The sequence below is a fragment of the Streptomyces hebeiensis genome, assembly GCF_052983195.1.
This window is the reverse complement of the sequence record NZ_CM129812.1, coordinates 6,738,378-6,754,857: the sequence shown is the minus strand read 5'-3', so window position 1 is coordinate 6,754,857 and position 16,480 is coordinate 6,738,378. Positions and strand designations below refer to the sequence as shown.

Annotated in this window: 13 protein-coding genes and 2 pseudogenes; 8 read left to right on the top strand and 7 right to left on the bottom strand. The window is 71.9% G+C overall.

Annotation, left to right across the window (positions count from 1 at the left end):
* The first annotated feature begins 122 nt into the window (after positions 1–122).
* The 3 genes from ACU6P3_RS28945 to ACU6P3_RS28935 are packed head-to-tail and all read left to right on the top strand — an operon-like array spanning position 123 to position 3,411.
* Positions 123–1,520, top strand: a complete 1,398-nt coding sequence (locus ACU6P3_RS28945; protein WP_447194793.1) for an extracellular solute-binding protein — start codon at positions 123–125, stop codon at positions 1,518–1,520.
* Entirely contained in the window at positions 1,517–2,527 is a 1,011-nt protein-coding gene (locus ACU6P3_RS28940; protein ID WP_447194792.1) for a carbohydrate ABC transporter permease, read from the top strand. The genes ACU6P3_RS28945 and ACU6P3_RS28940 overlap by 4 nt, the downstream gene beginning before the upstream one ends.
* The gene (locus ACU6P3_RS28935; protein WP_447194791.1) at positions 2,524–3,411 is read left to right on the top strand and encodes a carbohydrate ABC transporter permease; all 888 of its coding nucleotides are present in this window, start codon (positions 2,524–2,526) and stop codon (positions 3,409–3,411) included. Before ACU6P3_RS28940 ends, ACU6P3_RS28935 begins: the two co-directional genes overlap by 4 nt.
* A 315-nt stretch (positions 3,412–3,726) precedes the next feature.
* Here ACU6P3_RS28935 and ACU6P3_RS28930 read toward each other — a convergent pair whose 3' ends face one another.
* Positions 3,727–4,290: a dihydrofolate reductase family protein gene (locus tag ACU6P3_RS28930; RefSeq protein WP_447194790.1), complete on the bottom strand. Its 564-nt coding sequence runs from the start codon at positions 4,288–4,290 to the stop codon at positions 3,727–3,729.
* Positions 4,291–4,807: 517 nt separating this feature from the next.
* On the bottom strand, positions 4,808–5,524 hold the full coding sequence (gene ribA / locus ACU6P3_RS28925; protein ID WP_447194789.1) for a GTP cyclohydrolase II: 717 nt from the start codon (positions 5,522–5,524) through the stop codon (positions 4,808–4,810).
* Between the two features lie 157 nt (positions 5,525–5,681).
* Here ribA and ACU6P3_RS28920 point away from each other — a divergent pair, with 157 nt between their 5' ends.
* Both ACU6P3_RS28920 and ACU6P3_RS28915 read left to right on the top strand, forming a co-directional pair.
* Positions 5,682–6,569, top strand: coding sequence for a creatininase family protein (locus tag ACU6P3_RS28920; RefSeq protein WP_447194788.1), 888 nt, complete (start codon positions 5,682–5,684; stop codon positions 6,567–6,569).
* Positions 6,566–7,270: pseudogene (locus tag ACU6P3_RS28915) on the top strand (RibD family protein); the annotation flags it as partial. The gene ACU6P3_RS28920 and the pseudogene ACU6P3_RS28915, both read left to right, overlap by 4 nt.
* Before the next feature lie 156 nt (positions 7,271–7,426).
* On the opposite strand, the pseudogene ACU6P3_RS28910 reads toward ACU6P3_RS28915, so the two are convergent.
* The 5 genes and pseudogenes from ACU6P3_RS28910 to ACU6P3_RS28890 all read right to left on the bottom strand — a co-directional run.
* Positions 7,427–8,581: pseudogene (locus ACU6P3_RS28910) on the bottom strand (lysylphosphatidylglycerol synthase transmembrane domain-containing protein); the annotation flags it as partial.
* A complete protein-coding gene (locus tag ACU6P3_RS28905; protein ID WP_447194787.1) occupies positions 8,578–9,606 on the bottom strand; it encodes a class I SAM-dependent methyltransferase in 1,029 nt (342 codons plus the stop codon). The gene ACU6P3_RS28905 and the pseudogene ACU6P3_RS28910, both read right to left, overlap by 4 nt.
* Complete coding sequence (locus ACU6P3_RS28900; RefSeq protein WP_447194786.1) at positions 9,603–10,691, bottom strand: glycosyltransferase family 4 protein; 1,089 nt, start codon at positions 10,689–10,691, stop codon at positions 9,603–9,605. Before ACU6P3_RS28900 ends, ACU6P3_RS28905 begins: the two co-directional genes overlap by 4 nt.
* Positions 10,692–10,912: 221 nt before the next feature.
* A complete protein-coding gene (locus ACU6P3_RS28895) occupies positions 10,913–11,311 on the bottom strand; it encodes a 6-pyruvoyl trahydropterin synthase family protein (protein ID WP_030741644.1) in 399 nt (132 codons plus the stop codon).
* A 159-nt stretch (positions 11,312–11,470) separates the two neighbouring features.
* Positions 11,471–12,457: a zinc-dependent alcohol dehydrogenase gene (locus ACU6P3_RS28890; RefSeq protein WP_447194785.1), complete on the bottom strand. Its 987-nt coding sequence runs from the start codon at positions 12,455–12,457 to the stop codon at positions 11,471–11,473.
* A 134-nt stretch (positions 12,458–12,591) separates the two neighbouring features.
* On the opposite strand from ACU6P3_RS28890, the gene ACU6P3_RS28885 reads away from it, so the two are divergent.
* The 3 genes from ACU6P3_RS28885 (at position 12,592) to ACU6P3_RS28875 (ending at position 16,425) form a co-directional block, all read left to right on the top strand.
* On the top strand, positions 12,592–13,350 hold the full coding sequence (locus ACU6P3_RS28885) for a CDP-alcohol phosphatidyltransferase family protein (RefSeq protein ID WP_447194784.1): 759 nt from the start codon (positions 12,592–12,594) through the stop codon (positions 13,348–13,350).
* A 305-nt stretch (positions 13,351–13,655) separates the two neighbouring features.
* Complete coding sequence (locus tag ACU6P3_RS28880; protein ID WP_447194783.1) at positions 13,656–15,032, top strand: prolyl oligopeptidase family serine peptidase; 1,377 nt, start codon at positions 13,656–13,658, stop codon at positions 15,030–15,032.
* A 166-nt stretch (positions 15,033–15,198) separates the two neighbouring features.
* Positions 15,199–16,425: a phospholipase D-like domain-containing protein gene (locus ACU6P3_RS28875; protein WP_447194782.1), complete on the top strand. Its 1,227-nt coding sequence runs from the start codon at positions 15,199–15,201 to the stop codon at positions 16,423–16,425.
* Positions 16,426–16,480: the final 55 nt, after the last annotated feature.

Genomic DNA, 16,480 nt, shown 5'->3' with positions numbered 1-16,480 from the left:
GCGAATCATTGACGCGCAAGCGCTTCGACTCTACGGTCCCATGCGTTCGCCGTTCGCGGTTACGTACGTCATTCGAAATGCCGAACGATGGCACGGGCAACGGAACAAGGGGGTGAGCGACCGTGGGAGAACCTTCCCTGAGCCGGCGAAGCGCGCTCGCGGGACTGGGCGGAGCGGCCATGGCGGGCGGAGCGGCCCTCGGCCTCCTCGGTACGGCCGGCTGTGCCGCGCCCTCCGGTGTCGCCGCCGGGAAGACTCGGCTGCGCTACTGGCACCTCTTCGGCGGTGGCGACGGCGTCAACATGGGGTCCTTGGTCGACGCCTTCCGTGCCGAACACCCGTCCGTCGACCTGGAGGCGACCCAGCTCCAGTGGGGCAGCCCGTACTACACCAAGCTCGGCATGGCCGGGGCCGGCGGGCGGGCGCCCGAGGTCGCCGTGCTGCACCTGGCGCGGCTCCCGGGTTTCGCACCCGGGCGGCTGCTCGACCCGTTCGACCTGGACCTGCTGGCGGACCACGGGGTCACCGCCGCCCAGTTCCCCGAGGACATCTGGCGGCGCGGGGAGGTCGGCGGGCGGCACTACGCGATCCCGCTGGACACCCATCCCATGGTCCTCTACTACAACACCGAGATCTGTGAAAAGGCCGGGCTGCTCGACGACGCCGGTCCGGGCGGCGGCTCGGGCGGCGGCGGAACGCTGCGCCCCATCCACGGCGCCGACGACTTCACGGCGGCGCTCCGGGCCGCGAGGAAGGTCACCGGAGCCCCCGCCCTGACGACCGAGACCCTGGGCCCCGACTCGGCGGGCCCCTGGCGTCTGTTCGCCACCTTCTACTCCCAGACGGGCGGCACGGTCCTGTCCGCCGACGGCAAACGGCTCACCCTGGACGACGCCAAGGCGCTGAAGGTGCTCGACTACATGGCGATGCTCTCCGCCGAGGGGCTGCTGGTCCGCCGTACCGACTACCCGGGAACGGTCGGTGTGTTCAACGCCGGCAAGACCGCCTTCTTCCTCAACGGCGAGTGGGAGGTGACCACGTTCACCACCTCCGGGCTGCCGTTCTCCATGACGCGTGTCCCGGCCCTCTTCGGTCGCCCCACCGCCCAGGCCGACTGCCACTCCTTCGTCCTCCCCCACCAGCGGGGACGGGACTCGGGACCGACGGGCGCGAACAACGACGCCGCCCACGCCTTCGTCGCCTGGATGGTCAGGCACTCGGTCGAATGGGCGAAGGGCGGGCACGTGCCCGCGTACCTGCCGACGCTGCGGAACCCGGCGTATCTGCGGCTCACACCGCAGTCCGCGTACCGCTCCGTCATCGACGATGTCGTACTCGACCAGCCCGCGTGGTTCGCGGGCTCCGCGTCCGTGCTGTGGATCCGGCTGGGGTCGGTGTTCTCCGGGGTGCTGACCGGTTCCCGTACGCCACGTGACGCGCTGCGCGAGGCGAAGACGCGGCTGCGGGAACTGCTGGACACGCCGGCCCCGCTCGGCGGCACGGGAGGTGATGCCGTATGACGGGCGTGGGCACACCAGGGGACGCGGTACGGGCGGACAGCTCCGGCGGCGCCCGGACGGCGGGCGGGGGGCCCGGCCCGGCGCGGGCGAACGGGCCGGGGCCGACCGGTGCGAGGCCGGCCGGGGTGCGCCACCGGTGGACCGATCACGGGCTGATGTTCGTCGCGCCCTTCCTCCTCGTCTACGCGCTCTTCCTGGTCTGGCCGCTGGTGTCGGGCCTCGCCATGAGCCTGCGCAGCGACAACATCACGGGAGTGGGCGGGGAGTTCGTCGGGCTCGACAACTACGCGGAGGCGCTGGGGGACCCGGAGGTCTGGTCGTCGCTGTGGAACACCGTGTGGTTCACGGTCCTGTCCACCGTCCCGCTGGTCCTCGTCGGGCTGGTCTTCGCGCTGCTCGCACACCATGTGCGGGTCGTGCGGTGGCTGTGGCGGCTGTCGTGGTTCGCGCCCTTCCTGCTGCCGTCCGGTGTGATCGGGCTGCTCTTCCTCTGGGTGATCTACCCGTCGGACTTCGGCTTCGCCGACCAGGTGCTGGCGTCCTTCGGACTGCACCCGGGCATCGGCTGGCTCACCGACGAGCGGTACGCGATGCTGTCGATCGTCCTGGCCACCGTGTGGTGGACGGTCGGCTTCAACTTCCTGCTGTACCTGGCCGCGCTCCAGGCCATCCCCCCATACGTGTACGAGGCCGCCGAACTGGACGGCGCGGGCCCGGCGCACCGGCTGCGGCACATCACACTGCCCCTGCTCAGGCGCACAACGGGGGTGGTGGTCGTGTTGCAGGTCCTGGCCTCGCTGAAGATCTTCGACCAGGTGTACATCCTGACCGGCGGCGGACCGGACGACTCGACCCGACCGGTCCTCCAGTACGTGTTCCAGGCGGGGTTCACCGGCTACCGCATCGGGTACGCGTCGGCTGTCTCGTACCTCTTCTTCGCCCTGATCGTGGTCGTCTCGCTGGTGCAGCTGCGGCTGTCCCGCCGAAGTGGTGAGGAGACCGCGTGAGTGCCGTCGGCTTCCGCAGGAGGACCGTCGCGCGGGCGAGGGAGGACGAGGGCCGCGCGCCCCGCTGGACCGCCGGCCGCTTCGCCCTGCTGGCCCTGGCGCTGCTGCTCGCCGCGGTGTGGGTGGCGCCGCTGGCCTGGGCTCTGGCCACTTCCCTCAAACCGGAGGGCGAGGCGACGAGGACACCGTTGCGCTGGATCGGTTCGCGGATCACCTTCCACGCCTACCAGCAGGTGTGGGAGTCGGGCGACCTGGGCCGGTGGATGTTCAACACCGCCTACATCTCCGTGATGACGACACTGCTGACCGTGGTGCTGTGCTCGATGGCGGCGTACGGCTTCGCCCGCACCGAGTTCCGCGGGCGCAGGGTCCTGTACGGGGCGGTCCTGGCCGGGATCATGGTGCCTCCGCAGGTGCTGATGGCCCCGCTGTTCGCGCAGATGGCGCGACTGGGGCTGGTCGACACGTACTGGGGTGTGATCCTGCCGCAGGTGGCCGTGCCCGCGATGGTGTTCATCCTGGTGAAGTTCTTCGACGGGGTGCCGCGCGAGCTGGAGGAGGCGGCGTTCGTCGACGGCGCGGGGCGGTGGCGGGTCTTCTGGACGATCGTGATGCCGCTGTCGCGCCCGGTGCTCGCCGCGGTGGCGATCTTCACCTTCATCTCGACGTGGAACAACTTCCTGTGGCCGTTCCTGGTCACGACCGACCCGAACGGGATGACACTGCCGGTCGGGCTGGTCAACGTCCAGACGTCGTACGGGCTGCGATACGAGCAGATGATGGCGTCCGTGGTGATCGCGGGGCTGCCGCTGCTGGTGGTGTTCACGCTGTTCCAGCGGCAGTTCGTGCGCGGGGTGGCCCAGACGGGCCTGGCCGGCCAGTAGCGACTGCCGGGCGGCCCCCGCCCCGCGCGGACCTCTACGGCGTGAAGAAGTCGATGAGCGCGCGGGCGATCCGACCGGGCGCCTTCTCCGTGGGGATGTGGTCCGCGTCCGGACGCGAAGCGCCCCGCCCAGTCCGCGAGCGCCGGGACCGTGGCCGTCTCCGGAGTGAGCTGGCCTCCCGAACGCCCCAAGGCCGGGGAGATCGACCTCGAAGGGCCGACGCGCCGTCGAGGACGGTGACGTGGCCGGCGTCCGTGCAGGCACCGAAGAACAGGATCCGTCAGGGACGTCACGATCGCCTTGGACGTCGGGCACTCAGCGCCTGGTCTCGTATCTGGTCAGCACCACGCCGTCAGGAAACGTCCGGGTCTCCACCAGGCTCAGGTTCACCCAGTTGTCCAGGGCCGTGAAGAACGGCGTGCCGCCGCCCACCAGGACCGGATGAGTGACGATCGCGTACCCGTCGATCAGCCCGGCCCGCATGGCCGCCGCGGCGAGTGTGGCACCGCCGATGTCCATGGGGCCGCCGTCGTCGGCCTTGAGCCTGGTGATCCCGGTGACCGCGTCGCCGGTGACCAGCCGGGTGTTCCAGTCGACCGTGCTGGTCGTAGAGGAGAACACCACCTTCGGCATGTCCCGCCAGCGGCCGGCGAACTCGATCGCCGCCGGTGTGGCACCCGGCTGCTTGTCGGCGGTCGGCCAGTGGGAGCTCATCGTCTCCCACAGCCCGCGCCCGTACAGCGCCAGGCCCGTCGCGTCCACCCGGTCGGACCACCACTGGAACAGCTCGTCGCTCGGCATGCTCCAGCCGAGGTCGTCGCCGGGCGCGGCGATGTAGCCGTCCAGGCTCATGTTCATGGCAAACGTCAGTTTCCGCATGATGTCAGCCTCCGGTGAGTCGGTATTTTCGACGTACAGACCAGCACGGTGCGGAAAAATCATCGGTCAGGCCGCACCGAGGGCCAGTTGACCACCACGCCAAGAAGATGCTCCGTACGGAAAGGATCTCCGACCGAACGATGCCGGCGAAGCAGACAGAGAGAACCGGCACGGCTGCTGTCGAGGAACTGCCGTTGAACCGGTGGCGTCCCCGTCGACGAGCCTCATAGCTTCCGGTGAAAGCACCTCAGGCACGCTGAACTCACCGCCGACGTGCCGGTAGACGCCCCGGTGACCTGCTGCACCGCCGAGGTGCTGGCGTCGATCGCGCTGCGTGAACGGCGTTCACGGACGCGTCGCCGGTCAGCATGCCGACGTTCTCCGTGCCGAACAGCTTGCACAGGTCGAAGCGCCTCACCCGAGGACGGCCCCCGCGGAGCCCCGAGGGGGTGCGCATCGGCACGTGTACCGCTTCAAGGGGCCTGAGACGCGGGCGGGCCCGCACGGGAACGGCGTCTCAGGATGAATCGGCCATGACGTTCAGGTGCGTCATGCCGTCCACGTGCGTCAGGCCGTCGAGGTGCGGCAGGACGTGGTCCATGCGCTCCCGTTTGGTGCGCAGGTAGGAGATGTTCTCCTCGCAGGGCGGGATCAGCAGCGGGACCTGTTCGGCGAGCTTGATGCCATGGCGCTGGAGCGCCTCGCTCTTGCGCGGGTTGTTCGACAGCAGCCGGACGGAGCGCACCCCGAGGTCGTGCAGGATCTCCGCGGCGACCCGGTAGTCCCGGGCGTCGGCGGGGAGTCCGAGAGCGAGGTTGGCCTCGACCGTGTCCATGCCTTCCGACTGGAGCTTCATCGCCCGGAGCTTGGCCAGCAGGCCGATGCCGCGGCCCTCGTGGCCCCGGAGGTAGAGGAGGATGCCGCTGCCCTCGGACACGATGGCGTCCAGTGCCGCGGCCAGTTGGTCGCCGCACTCGCAATGGCGGGAGCCGAAAGAATCTCCTGTCAGGCACTCGGAATGCAGGCGGGCGAGCACTCCCTCTTCCGCCACGTCGCCGTATACCAGGGCTATTTGTTCGTCCCCGCGCTCGTGGTCCAGGTACCCGACGGCGAGAAATTCACCGTATGCGGTGGACAACCGGACATCCACCACCCGTTCGACATATGACGGGGCATCACCTCCGTCCCGCGACGGGCCATCACTTCCGACGAACACGCCGTTGCTTTCTGTCATGCGCAGATGCTATCCGGGAAACCCCCGATGGCGCGCGGGAATCCGGGAGTTGCTCGATTCATCACATTCGACCGGCGGTTTGAACGGCCGACGCGTAACCTGCTCTCGGACGTGCACGCGGGTGCGGGCGCGAAGGCAGAGGAAAGGCCGGAAGAACATGAGCGGTTCGGGAACGGGACGGCACGGACCGGCGGCGACGGCCGGGGCGGCGCAGGCCGCCGGGCCGACGGCCGGTCCGTGGCCGACGGAGACCACGGAGGACGTGCGGGCGCGCGCGGCCCCGGTCGCCGTCCTGCCCATCGGCAGTTTCGAACAACACGGGGCGTTTCTCCCGCTGGTGACCGATACGGTCGTCGCCTGCGCGATCGCCCGGGAGATCGCGGCGGCGTATCCGGTGCGGCTGCTGCCACCGGTGACCGTCTCGTGCTCACACGAACACGCCGCCTGGCCGGGAACGGTCAGCATCTCGGCCCCGACGCTCTACGCGGTCGTGCGGGACATCGCCGACTCGCTGCGCCGGTCCGGTGTCCGCGCGCTGATTCTGGTCAATGGCCACGGCGGCAATTACGTCCTGCGGAACGTGGTCCAGGAATCCGCCGGGGTCGACATACGCATGGCGCTTTTCCCGGGCTCGGCGGACTGGGCGGACGCCAGGGACCGGGCGGGGGTACAGACCTCGTCGCAGAGCGATATGCACGCGGGGGAAGCGGAGACCGCCATCCTGCTGCATGCCCAGCCGGAACTCGTCCGGCCCGGATATGAGAACTCCGATTTCCTGGCCGACGAACGCAAGCACCTCCTCACGCTCGGCATGCCCGCCTACACCGAGTCCGGTGTCATAGGCCGCCCGTCACTCGGGTCCGCCGCCAAGGGCAAGGAATTGCTGGCCGGGCTCGTCGAGTCTTTCGGTGATTATTTCTCCCTCCTCGCCGGGGAGGACGGGGACGGCCGTGGAGGGGCGGACCGCCGAACGGGCGGGAATCGCCATACGAGTGTGGATCGCCATACGGGTGGGGCGCCGCGCGCGGGCGGGGGTACGCGGTGATCGGTACCGTGATCGACACGGATGCGGCCTGGGAGCGGCTGCGCTCCGTCCGGTCCGAGGCCGACGCCACGGCCGCGGGGCTGGTGCGGGACGCGGACGGCGTCCCGCGGTGGGCGGGCGGGGCCGCCGACGCGGCGGACCGGCTCGCCGCCCTGTACCTGCCGCTCTGCCTGGCCGGTCCGCGCCTGGCGTTCGCGCAGCTCGGACAGAGTCTGGACGGCTTCATCGCCACCCGTACGGGCGACGCCGACTATGTGACCGGGGAGGAGGACCGCTGTCATCTGCACCGCCTGCGCGCACTGGCGGACGCGGTGCTCGTCGGGGCCGGCACCGCCGCCGATGACGATCCCCAACTGACCGTACGCGCCTGCGCGGGGTCCAATCCGGTGCGCGTCGTCGTCGATCCGCACGGCCGGGTGCCGTCGCGAAGCCGGGTGTTCACCGATGGCTCAGCACCTACCGTGTGGGTGGTGGGCGCCGACAGCGACCGAGGACGCGAGTCCCGCCACCGCTCCGGTTCCGGCCGCGACACTGGGGAGGCCGTGACCGTTCCGTATGGTGACGGGGTCGAGATGCTGGTCCTGCCGGACGGCGACGCGTTCGCCCCCCGGCGTCTGGCATGTGCCCTCGCGCGGCGCGGTCTGGGCCGACTGCTGGTCGAGGGCGGCGGTGTCACCGTGTCGCGCTTCCTCCACGAGGGAGCGCTGGACCGGCTCTACGTCACCGTGGCGCCCCTCCTGATCGGCGACGGTGTGCCCGGGCTGCGCTTCGACGGCGCCCCGGTGCTGCGTGACGCGCTGCGACCTCCGGTGCGACGCGTCGCCCTCGGCGAGGACACGCTCTTCGAGCTGGACCTGCGTGCGGGCCGGTCGGGCGATCCACTGGGCGATGAGCACGCCCAGGCCGGGCAGGGCGGCGACGAAGGCGAGCACGCCGTAGACCACGGCGACGGTCAGGCCCTGGGCGGCGCCCAGGCCCGCGGTGCCGAAGGCCCACGCGGTGACGCCTTCCCTGGGCCCCCAGCCCGCGACGTTCAGGGGCAACGCCATGGCGAGCAGGGCCAGCACCATCAGGGGCAGCAGCCGGCCGACCGGCGCGGTTGAGCCCGCGGCGCGGGCGGCCAGCAGGAACGTGGCGAGATATCCGGCCAGCACGGCGACGGAACAGAGCACCACTCCCGGCCAGGTCCGGCGCGCGAGCAGGCCGCGGCGGGCCTCGGCGAGGGCCGCACCCAGCGCCCGGCGCCGGGGCGAGGACGGGCGGCCGGCACCCCGGCCGCCCGCCGTGTCACGCCGCCGCAGGAGAGCCCCGGCCGGCACGGCCACGGCGACAAGGAGCAGGGCGATCAGGACGGAGGTGGCGGTGGGGGCCGACCCGGACGCCGCCCCGGCGAGGCGGTGAGCGGCCGACGTCAGCGCCGGTACCGGCTGGACGAGCAGCACGCCCACCCCTGCCAGGACGAGGACCACTTGGCCGGCGGTCCGTTCGAGGACGACCGCGCGGACGCCTCGGCCGAGATCACCTGTCTCGCGACCGTGCCGTACCGCGCGGTGCACGTCACCGAGGATGCCCCCGGGCAACGCCGCGTTCAGGAAGAGGGCCCGGTAGTAGTCGGCGACGGCGGGCCCCAGCGGCAGCCGGATCCCCAGCCCCCGCGCCACCAGCCGCCAGCGCCAGGCGCTGAGCACGGTGGTGAACAGGCCGAGGCCGAGCGTGGCCAGCAGGGTCACGCCGTCGATGCCGCGCAGCCCCGCCAGGAGGGGACCTGAACCGAGCCGCCAGATCAGGACGGCGAGGATGCCGACGCCGGCGAGCGTGCCGAGGGCCTTGCCGCTGGGACGGCACCGGGCGGGGCCCTGGCGCGGTGGTGTGTCCTCACATGATGTTGAGTCCTCGCGTGACGGTGAGTCCTCACCTGACGGTGTGTTGTGGCGCGGTGGCGCCCCCGGGCTCAGGAACACCGCGGCGCGGGCGACCGTGTCGGGGCGGGCCTCCGGCGTGCGTACGGTCACGACGTCGCCGCCTCCGCCGGTCCGGGCAGGGCCAGCAGGTCCACGTGGTGCACCACCACGCTCAACTCGCCCTCCGCGCAGGCGTTCAGGCGTCGCCGCAGGTAGGTCTCGGCACGCGGCGCGAGGTCCGGCCGCTGTTCGCGGGCCGCCTCGACCCAGCCCCGTAGCCACCACTCCGTCAGTACGGACTCCTCCGCACCCCGGGACGGGTCCAGCCGCCAGGGGCTGGCCTGGGTGTGCACCGTGGCGCCCCGGCGCTCGAAGGCTTCGGTCGCGGCGGTGACGGCATCGGGGCCGAGGAGCCGCCGGCCGTCCCGGTGCCTGCGCTGGTGGGCGTTGAAGGCGTCGGTGAGTTCGGCGTCCAGTGGGTCGGCCGGGGTGAATTCCACCCGTCCCACCACGGAGAGCGCGAGCAGCACCGGGCATCCGGCGCCTGTGCAGGCGTCGACGAGCGCCTCCACCTCGTCGGCGGTGAGCACGTCCAGCAGTGCCGAGCCCGTCACCAGCGAGGTACCGGCCAGGCCGTCCACGGTCAGCCGGCCGATGTCGCCCTGTTCCGTCGAGACCGTGACACGGCCGCCGTCGGCGGCGGTGGGCGGCGCGAGCGCGGCGGCCCGGTCGAGGAGGCGGGGATCGTGGTCGTACAGGATCCAGTGCTGCGGACCGTCCAGCCGGGGTGCGAGCCAGCGGGTCATCGAACCGGTGCCGCACCCGAGGTCGCTGATGACCAGGCCCAGGTCCTTGGGCGGCCGGTCCGCCAGAAAGGCGCGCAGTGGTCGCAGGAGGCCGGGGGCACGGGCGGCGGCGTCGGCGCCTTCGCGCAGTTCCAGCCACTGAGGTGAGTAGCCGGGCGCCTCGGTGTGCGGGGTGTCGGAGTGAGACGCCCCGGACGCGGGTGCGTCTGGTGTGTTCGACGTGGGCGGCGCGTCCGGCTCCCGTGAACTGTCGGGCCCTGACGGAGTGTCCGGTCCCGGCCTGTCGGGTCCCTGCGCGCCGGGCCCCGGTGTGTCGACGGTGTTGTTCATGCGGCCCTCCGAGGTCCGTGGTGCAGCTGTTCCAGCGCGCGGGCCAGCGCGCGCGTTGTCGCCTCCCACCCGTCCAGTGCGGCGCGGCGGCCACGCGCGGCGGCCTTCAGCCGTTGCCGCAGGGCCGGCTCGGTGAACCAGCGGCGCAGCGCCGCCGCGAGCGCCGACGGGTCGTCCGGAGGGACGAGAAGGCCCGGCACGGTGCCGTCCGGAGCGCGCCCGAGCGCTTCGGAGATTCCGCCGACGTCCGTGGCCAGGACGGGAATTCCCCGGGCGAGCGCCTCGGTCACGGCCATGCCGTACGTCTCGGCGTACGAGGCCAGTACGAGCAGGTCAGCTGCGGCGTAGGAGGCGTCCAGATCGGCCCCGGCCAGCGGACCGGCGAGGTGCACCCGGTCGTCGAGGCCGTACGCGGAGACGAGTTCACGCAGCCCGGTGACGTAGTCGGGATGCCGGGTCAGCCCGCCGGCGCACACGCAACTCCATTGCGTCCCGGCGGCTTCCCCGGCCTCCGTCGCCTCCGCCAGCGCCCGCACCAGCCGCCGCTGCCCCTTGCGCGGGCTCACCGTCGCGACGCACAGCAGCCGGGAGGCGCCGTCGGTGCCGGGCGCCGGCGGCGCGGGATCGGCCCCCGGGGCGGCCACGCGGACCGTGCCCGGGGCGAGGCCGTGGTGGGACACCAGCCTCCGGGCCGCCCAGGAGCTGGTCGCGATGACCGACGGCACGGCACGGAGCGTCCGGCGCTCGCGGTCGTCCAGGTCCGCCGCGCGGACGGGGGGCAGGCCCGTCTCGTCCGCGAGCGGGAGGTGCACGAGGACCGCCAGGCGCAGCCGTTCCGCCTCGGGCACGACGATCTCGGGCACGCCGCAGGCGACGAGTCCGTCGAGGAGGACGACGCTGCCGTCCGCCGACTCGGACAGCAGCCGCGTGAGTTCGGCGCGGGCGGCGGCCCCGGGATCGGGCCAGCCACCGGTCACGGGGTGCTCGTGGACCTGCCAGCCGATGCCGGGCAGCTCCTGGCAGATCCGGCGGTCGTAGGTGTTGCCGCCGCTCGGCGCGGTGGGGTCGGCGACGTCGCCGGGCATCACGACGCGTACGGAGCGGGGCGGGTGCGTAAGGGGGGCGGCGCGGTGGACGGATCCGGCTCGGCGGGCGGATCCGGCCCCGTGGGCGGGCTCGGGCCCCCGGGCGGGTTCGGCGGGTTCGGAGCTGTGGGCCGGGTCCGGGTCCGCGGGGTCACGGTCCGCGGGGTCACGGTCCGCGGGACCGCGGTCGGCGACGCCGTCCCCCGTCGGCGGGCGGCCGTTCACAGCGTGCGCTCGTAACTCGCCCAGGCGACATGCGATTCGTGCAGCGTGACCGTGATGCCGGCCAGCCCCCGCGCCCCCTCGCCCAGCGCCCCGGCGCTCACCCGCTCGGCGAGGCGGTCCGCGATGACCCGGGCCAGGAACTCCGTACTGGTGTTGCGTCCCGCGAAGTCGGGCTCGTCGTCGAGATTGCGGTAGTTGAGCGCGCCGACCACCTCCCCCAGCTCGCGGGTGGCGAGGCCGATGTCGACCACGATGTTGTCGTCGTCCAGTTCGGGGCGGCGGAAGGTGGCGTCCACGAGGAACGTCGCTCCGTGCAGGCGCTGTGCGGGTCCGAAGACCTCGCCGCGGAAGCTGTGGGCGACCATGAGGTGATCGCGGACGGTGATGCTGAACAACGGACGACCCTCCAGGTACGGCACGTACGACAGGTGTGCCCGCTCCGGCGTGGCGGCCCCGCGCCGGACAGGCATGCTGTGTAGTACGTCCGCTCTGGCCTCGTTGTTCAGGCCGGATCCGATCGGTGGTCGATCCGGGCCCCGGGCCTCGGACGCGCCCTACGCCTCGCCGGAGTCGTAGCGCACCCGGTGGCACAGACCCGGCGGAGCGCCGGCCGCGATCGCGGGCAGTGTCCGGGGCAGTTCCTCGAAGGCGCATTCGCCGCTGATCAAGGCGTCGAGGGCGGGGTCCGCGAGGAGTTCGAGGGCGAGCGCGAGCCGGTCGGCATAGGTGCGGCGGGAGCGCCTGGCCGGGGAGACCGCGCCGACCTGGCTGCTGCGGACGACCAGTCGACGGGAGTGGAAGGCCTCCCCGAGCGGCAGGCTGATCCGCCGGTCGCCGTACCAGCTCAGTTCCAGGACGGTCCCCTCGGGCGCGAGGAGTTCCAGGGAGCGGGCCAGCCCCGCCTCGGTGGCGCTGGCGTGCACCACCAGGTCGCACTCGCCCACGGCCTCCTCCGGGTGGGCGAATCCGACCCCGAGGGCCGCCGCCACTTCCGCGCGCGCCGGCTCCGGGTCGACCAGCTGGACGCGGACGCCGGGAAACCGGGCGAGCAGCGCGGCGACCGAGCAGCCGACCATGCCGGCACCGACGACGGCGATCCGGTCACCGACCAGCGGGGCCGCGTCCCACAGCGCGTTCACCGCGGTCTCCACCGTCCCGGCGAGCACGGCTCGGGCGGCGGGGACGTCGTCCGGTACGGGAGTGACGGCGTCGGCCGGGACGACGTACCGGGTCTGGTGCGGGTAGAGGCAGAACACCGTACGGCCGAGCAGTCGCGCCGGGCCTTCCTCGACCCGGCCGACGTTGAGGTAGCCGTACTTGACGGGGCCCGGGAACTCACCCTCCTGGAACGGCGCCCGCATCGCGGCGTACTGGCTCTCGGGCACACCACCGCGGAAGACGAGCGTCTCGGTGCCGCGGCTCACCCCGGAGAAGAGTGCGCGCACGAGCACCTCGCCGTCGCCGGGAGCCGGCAACGGGGTGTCCCGTATCTCACCGTGGCCGGGGGCGCGGAGCCAAAAGGCGCGGGCGGAACGCGTCATGGGCGTCCTCCTGAGCGAGGGGTTCGGAAAACCGCGCTGAACATTCCGGCGACGGTTCACGTTCTGATGGGCACGGAGCCGCGCACACGGTACGCGGCGGTCAACGACTCTGCCACACGGGCGGAAGGTGCACTGTGGCCCTGAACCACACTTACGACATCAGGCTGTTGCGTCACGAGACAGCCGCGGGAGCGGGCGCGCAAGTAGTGCTGCTGGCCCTGCTCGGTACGGCGGTCGACCTGGGAACGGCGGGCTGGCTGACCGGCCTGGCGTTCGCGCTCGGAACGTGGGCCATGCTCACGCGCGCCCTGTCCCGTTCGTGGCAGCGGCCGTTCGGACCGGCCAACTGCGTCACCCTGGCCAGGGCCACACTCGTGGGCGGTGTGACCGCGCTGGTGGCGGACTCCTTCGCGCATCCGGTACCGGTCGCCCTGCTGGTCGGCCTCACTTCGGTGGCCCTGGTCCTGGACGCCGTCGACGGCCAGGTGGCCCGCCGTACGGGCACGGCGTCCCCGCTCGGCGCGCGCTTCGACATGGAGGTGGACGCCTTCCTCATCCTGGTCCTCAGTGTCCATGTCTCCCTGTCGTTGGGCGCGTGGGTGCTGCTGATCGGCGCGATGCGGTACGCCTTCGTGGCGGCGGCACGCTTCCAGCCGTGGCTGAACGCCCCGCTGCCGCCGAGCACGGCCCGTAAGACGGTGGCGGCGCTCCAGGGGATCCTGCTCCTCGTGGCGTCCTCGCACCTCCTCCCCCACTTGCTGTCCCTGGCGGCGGTCGTACTGGCGCTGACTCTGTTGACCTGGTCGTTCGCCCGTGACGTCGGATGGCTCCACCGCACCAGGCCCCGCCCGACGGCCCCGGCGCCGCGCGAGCTGTCGCGCCAGGAGGCGTGAGTCCCGGGCTCGTCCCCGGGCCCCCGGGCCCCGGGCGCCGCGCCCAGGTCGACGAGCTCGCGACGCCACGACGGCGGAACGGCACTTCTCGTCCGGCCGGCATTGATGCTGATACCGCATGGACAGATGGTCGACCGGCCGCTGGACGCCCCGTGGCGACGCGCGGAAACTCTCCCGTAACGCGTCGCTACGAGGGGGAGCCCCCGGCCTCCGGCCCGGCGCGAGGACGAGTTCCCTTCGCCCGCAGGGCGCGACCGCGCGTCCCGTTCGCGTACCGACCCGACCGAACGTCCCGAGGAGGCTCGATGACCGGCGTCACGAGACGCACACTGCTCACCGTCGCGGCGGGTGCCGCCGCCGCGACCGGCGTGTCCACACCCGCCGCAGCGACCGCCGGGGCCGCGCCGGGAGGGGCGGGGACGGCCGGACTCTCGCCCGTCCTGCGGGCCGACCTCGTCACGCGGGTGACCCCGAGGGACAACTGGCGGGTGGTGGCGGTGGCACTCCGGTACGCGCACCGCATCGACCCGCGCGGCGGTGTGATCCCGCCGTCCGCCTTCCAGGTCACCGCCACCGTGGGTGGGCGGACCGCGCCCCGCACGGTGACCCGTGTCTATCCGCACACCGCGGCCGAGGTGGACGAACGGGCCGGCTCGGGGCGCCCCGGGAACTTCCTGATCATCGAGCTCGACCCGGCCGACACCAACTCCCCCGCCGCCGGGAGCGACCCGTTCCCCCTCGATCGTGCCTACGCGGTCCGGCAGGTGGCCGACGTACGGGCCCCGGGCGGCGTCACCGTACTCGCCGCCTCCCCGTTCGCGGTCCGGAACGACGGTGTCATCACCCCCGTGGTCGACGACTTCGTCGCGGGGTCGTTCACCGACTCGACGGGCTTCGAAATGGACTTCCGCCTGCACCGTCCCCGGGGGTTCGTGGAGCGCCCCGGGGCGAGCACCCGGTATCCGCTCGTCGTCACCCTGCACGGCGGCGGCGAGGTCGCGGACAACAACATGACCCAGCTCACCGGCAACCGCATCGCCGTCACGTTCGCCAAGCCGGAACGACAGCGCGCCCACCCGGCGTTCGTACTGGCCCCGCAGGTCCCGCTGCCCCGCCCCATGGACGGCCCCGACGCCACCGACTGGACCGACGCGCGTGTCCAGGGCGCGCTGGCCGAACTCGTCGACGCCTTCGCCGCCGGGCACCCCGTCGACGAGCGGCGGCTCTACCTCGTCGGCCTGTCGTCGGGCGCGCGGGGAATCTTCGGCCTGTTGCCGAAGCGGCCCGACCGGTTCGCCGCGGCCGTGGCCACCGCCGGCTGGGGCGACACCGCCACGATGGAGAAGATCACTCACATCCCGCTCTGGGCGGACCACTCCATGGACGACCCGGTCGTGCCCTACCGGGAGGGCCGGTTCGGCAAGCCCGGCACCTGGGGCCTGATGAACGCGCTGGAGGGCGCCGGCGCCCGGGTCACCCGCGCGGAGTGGGGCAACGACCTGCCGAAGGCCGAGTTCGAGGCGAAGTCCCGCGCCCTGCTGAAGGAGGCCCGCCGGACGGGCAGCCATGTGCTGTTCACGAGCTACTCGCCGGGGACCACGCCGGTGAACCCGCACCTCGCGTGGGCGCAGACGTACGAGAACGACGTCGTCGTCGACTGGCTCTTCGAGCAGTCCCGCTGACCGTTCCGCGCACGACCCCCAGGCCGTCATCGGCCGGAGCCGCTCACGCGTGTCCGTGAGCGGCTCCGGCCGGTGACGGCATGCCACGCACCCAACTCCTGGGACTCGGCGAAAACTTCACGTATGGTGCTTGTCCACTCATGTGAAGGAACGGGGGAGGCGACACATGAGAATCAGACGTATCGCACCGGTGGTGCTGGCCGCCGCGATGGGCACCTCGGTGCTGGCGGCACCCGGTCCGGCGGTCGCCGCCGACGACGCCGTGGAGCTGAAGGCGACGTTCAACAATCCGGTCGGGACGGTGGCGGAGCGGGACGCGGTCCGCGACGAGCTGCGGTCCCTGATCGACCGGGCCCCGGCCGCCTCCGAGATCAACGGATCCGTCTATCTGTTCACGGACAGCTCCGTGGCCACGGCGCTGACGGCCGCCAAGGACCGGGGCGTCAAGGTCAAGGTCATCGTCGACGGCGACGCGCTCAGCAACGACGGCACGCAGTACGACGTGCTCAAGGCGGCGCTCGGAACGGACCTGTCGGCCGACTCGTGGGTGCTGGCCTGTCCGGCGTCCCGTGGCTGCGTCGCCGGTCGCACGCTCCACGACACCCACACGGGATCCATCAACCACAACAAGTTCTTCCTCTTCTCGAAGGCCGGCGCCACCGAGAAGGTCGTCTTCCAGACCTCGGCCAACCTCACCACCACGCAGCGCAAGCGCTACTACAACAACGCCGTCACCGTCCCGGACGCCGGGTCGGGCCTGTACGCGGCCTACCGCGCCTACTGGGGCGACCTGAGGGACAAGGGCTCCGCCGGCTCCGGCACCGACAACTACTACCTGACGCAACAGAGCGGCCCGTACAAGACGTACTTCTTCCCCCGCAAGGAGACCTCGGGAACGTACGACACGAACCCGGGCACGGACACGGTCGTCTCCCTGCTGAAGAACGTGGACTGCGCCGACGGCGCCACCCAGATCCGGATCGGGATGTACGCCTTCACCCGGGTCCAGGTGGCCGACAAACTGGTGGAGCTGAAGAAGGCCGGCTGCCGGGTGGACGTCGTCCACAACGGTGAGTCGGGCAACATCGGCACCAAGGTGCAGTCCGCCCTCACGGGAAAGATCACGACCCTCAGCAGGTGCGCGGGGACCTTCGTCGACTCCGACGGAGCCGCGCAGGCGATCGGGATCCACTCCAAGTACATGCTGATCGAGGGCACTTACCTCGGAGGAACGAAACGCAAGCTCGTCTTCACCGGGAGCCACAACTACACGTTCCCCAACCTCCGGGCGAACGACGAGACCCTGCTGAAGATCGACAATGCGGCGGTGTACGACAGCTACAAGGCCAACTTCGAGTCCATGCGCAAGGGCGCGTACTGCAACCAGTACTGACCGCCGCGCACGGCCGGTGGTGTTCCGGCGAAGACACAGCCGCCGGAACACCACT